3 protein-coding genes and 1 pseudogene are annotated in these 3,432 nt (G+C 66.9%); all 4 read left to right on the top strand.

What is annotated here, in order from left to right:
- Positions 1-168, top strand: a pseudogene (locus EN935_RS42295) (xanthine dehydrogenase family protein subunit M); the annotation flags it as partial.
- On the top strand, positions 158-2,416 hold the full coding sequence (locus tag EN935_RS27300; RefSeq protein WP_127266034.1) for a xanthine dehydrogenase family protein molybdopterin-binding subunit: 2,259 nt from the start codon (positions 158-160) through the stop codon (positions 2,414-2,416). The pseudogene EN935_RS42295 and the gene EN935_RS27300, both read left to right, overlap by 11 nt.
- Positions 2,417-2,648: 232 nt before the next feature.
- A complete protein-coding gene (locus EN935_RS27295) occupies positions 2,649-3,122 on the top strand; it encodes a (2Fe-2S)-binding protein (protein WP_126069772.1) in 474 nt (157 codons plus the stop codon).
- Positions 3,119-3,432: FAD binding domain-containing protein (locus tag EN935_RS27290; protein ID WP_206534576.1), on the top strand; the 314-nt coding region annotated here is incomplete at its 3' end. The genes EN935_RS27295 and EN935_RS27290, both read left to right, overlap by 4 nt.

Here is a 3,432-nt window from a genome sequence, read left to right as displayed (position 1 = left end):
GCTTTGGCCGATGCCGGCCCCTCGGGCGACAATGCGTTCAAGATCGAGCTTGCCCGCCGCATCGTGGTCAGGGCGCTGATTTCAGCCCTTTCGGGAACGCCCGAGCGTCTGCCAGCCCTTCCTGCCTCCCCGTTCTCAAACATTCCCGGAGTGCGCCATGACGCTTGAACTCAGCCTCAACCAGCAACCCGCCCATGCCCGGCAGGGCTCCAGCATCGGCCAGCCGCTGACCCGCCGCGACGGCTTTCTGAAAGTCACCGGTGGCGCGCGCTATGCTGCCGACAACCATCCGCCCGGCATGCTCTACGCCGTGCTGGCCGTCAGCAGCATCGCGCGCGGCCGCGTTGCCGCGCTGGATACCGAGGCGGCCAAGGCACACAAGGGCGTGGTCGAGGTGATGACGCCCAAGAACCGGCCGGCGCTCGCCATCGATCCGGATGCCAAGGACAACCCCTTCATGTTCCGGCTCGACCTGCTGCAGAACGATCAGGTCCGCTACCCCAACCAGAGCATCGCCGTGGTGATCGCCGAGACGCTGGAGGCCGCGACCGAAGGAGCAGCACTGCTGTCGCCGCGCTATGAAGCACAGCCGGCGCGCGTTAGCCTCGACGGCGCCGAAAGCTTCGTGCCGCGTGCAGTCGGCGTCGGCGGTCCGGCGGTGCAGCACAAGGGCGATGTCGAAGCCGGCCTCAAATCCGCAAAGACGCGGATCGAAGCCACCTACGAGACCCCGGCCCAGTACCACAATGCCATGGAGCCGCACGCGATCGTCGTCGCCTGGGATGGCGACAGGCTGTCGATCGACACGCCGAGCCAGGGCCTTGCCATGGCGCAGGGCCGCATCGCCGGCCTGTTCGGCATCGCGCCGGAAAACATCCACATCCGCAGCCCGTTCCTGGGCGGCGGCTTCGGTTCGAAAGGCATGATCTCCGGGCCGCAGGTGCTCGGCATCCTGGCGGCGCGTCTTGTTGGCCGTCCGGTCAAGCTGGTGCTGCGGCGCGAGCAGATGTACGGCCCGGTCGGCCATCGCGCGCCGACGCGCCAGACGCTCCGCATGGGCATGGATGGCAAAGGGCGGCTGACGGCCATCGACCATCACGCCAGGACCGCGTCGAGCACCTTCGACGATTTCTTCGAACCGGCCGCGGATGCCTCGCACACGCTCTATGCCAGCCCGGCCATCGCGACCTCGCACGATGCCGTGCGGCTCGACACCGGTACGCCGCTGTTCATGCGGGCGCCGGGCGAAGCCACCGGCTCGATCGCTCTGGAGAGCGCCATCGATGAGGCGGCTCACGCCTGCGGCATGGACCCGCTGGAATTCCGGCTGCGGAACTATGCCGAGGTCGAGCCGATGACCGGCAAGCCGTTTTCCTCCAAGGCGCTGCGCGAATGCTACAGGCAAGCGGCTGAGACGTTCGGCTGGGCGAGCCGCCCGCTTCAGCCGCGGCTGATGCGCGACGCGGACGGTTTCCTGACCGGCTGGGGCATGGGCACGGCGACGTTTCCAGCCCTGATGTTCCAGGCCGAGGCCCGCGCCGTGCTGAGAAGCGACGGCAGCGGCCTGATGGAGACCGGCGCGCAGGATATGGGACAAGGCGCCTGGACAGCGTTTGCCCAGATCGCCGCCGACGGACTGGGACTGGACATCGACCGGGTCGAGTTCAGGGCCGGCAGTTCCGACCTGCCCAATGCAGGCATTGCCGGCGGCTCCGGCCACACGGCGACGGCCGGCATGGCAATCCACAATGCGGGTGCTGCCGTCATCGCCAGGCTCGCCGATCTCGCCACCGGCAACGAGGCCTCACCGCTATTCGGTGCCGGCAACGAAGGCGTGCTGGCGCGCGGCGGCCGCCTTTACCGACGCGACGATGAAAGCCGCCGTGAAAGCTATGCCGAGATCCTCGCGCGCGCGGGTCTCACCGAGATCGAAGCCCATGGCAAGGGCGCTCCGGATCCAGCGTCCCAGGAGACCTATGCCAAGCACGCGCATGGCGCCGTGTTCGCCGAGGTGAAGGTTGATCCGGATTTCGGCCAGATCCGTGTCACAAGGCTGGTCGGCGCGTTCGCCGCCGGACGGGTCATCAATCCGCGGCTGGTGCGCAGCCAGTATTATGGCGGCATGATCTGGGGCATTTCCTTCGCGCTGCATGAGGAAGCCGTCACCGACCGGCGCTCGGGCCGGATCCAAAATGCCAACCTCGCCGAATATCATGTCCCGGTGAATGCCGACGTGCCGTCGGTCGAGGCGCTGCTGGTCCACGAGGACGACCCCTACGTCAACGCGCTCGGCATCAAGGGCGTTGGCGAAATCGGCATCACCGGCACGGCTGGCGCCATCGCCAATGCGGTCTGGCATGCAACCGGCGTGCGGCCCCGGCGCTTTCCAATCCGCATCGAGGACCTGCTGGGGTGAAGAGTGGTCCCGCGAAGCGGGCGGGGAGCCAAGCTTGGCTTCCCAAACGACGAACGGTGAAGGCCCGGTCCGCCTACGGGCGGATCAAAAGGTCCAGTGGACCTTTTTAAGGGGCTGAACGCCCGAAGGGGCACGGAGCGACAGCGAAGGGCCGGACAGCGGGCACTAGGTCCGCCGCCTGCCCAACATGAGATCAACCGACTTCGCGTCAAGCAACTGGAGCCAGACGCCCATGACGAAAATCCCCGTCCATCTCGATATCAACGGCCACCATCACGAACTGCAACTCGAGCCGCGCGTCACTCTGCTCGATGCCTTGCGCGACCGCCTCGGCCTGACCGGAACCAAGAAGGGCTGCGACCACGGCCAGTGCGGCGCCTGCACCGTGCATGTCGACGGCGAGCGCGTACTGGCTTGTCTCACACTTGCAGCTCAAGCTCAGGGCCGCACCGTCACCACCATAGAGGGGCTTGCACGGGAGGGCGAAATGCATCCCGTGCAGGCTGCCTTCCTCGAACAGGATGCCTTCCAGTGCGGCTATTGCACGCCCGGCCAGATCATGTCGGCGGTCGCCTGCATCCGCGAAGGCCATGCCGGCTCCGACGAAGAAATCCGCGAATACATGGCCGGCAATCTCTGCCGCTGCGGCGCCTATCCACACATCGTCGCCGCCGTCCGCCAAGCAGCCCAGGAGGTCGCATCATGAGGGATTTTTCCTATCTGCGCGCCAATTCACTTGATGCCGCACGCCAGGCAGCCGCCCTGCCCGGCGCCATGCTGCTCGCAGGCGGCACCACGCTGATCGACCTCGCCAAATGCGGCGTCGCCGAGCCCGAGACGCTGGTCGACATCACCCATCTCAAGGGGCTGAACGGCATCGAGGTGAGCGAGCGCAGCGCCATCATCGGCGCGCTGGCCAAGATGGGCCATGTCGCCGATCATGCCGACATCAAGAGCCGCTTCCCCGCCGTCTCAGAAGCCCTGTGGCAGGCGGCCTCGGCGCAGATCCGCAACAT

It is taken from the genome of Mesorhizobium sp. M7D.F.Ca.US.004.03.1.1 (genome assembly GCF_003998635.1).
GTDB classification, from domain to species: domain Bacteria; phylum Pseudomonadota; class Alphaproteobacteria; order Rhizobiales; family Rhizobiaceae; genus Mesorhizobium; species Mesorhizobium loti.
Note: the sequence above shows the minus strand (reverse complement) of the source record. Positions and strands in the feature narration are given on the sequence as shown.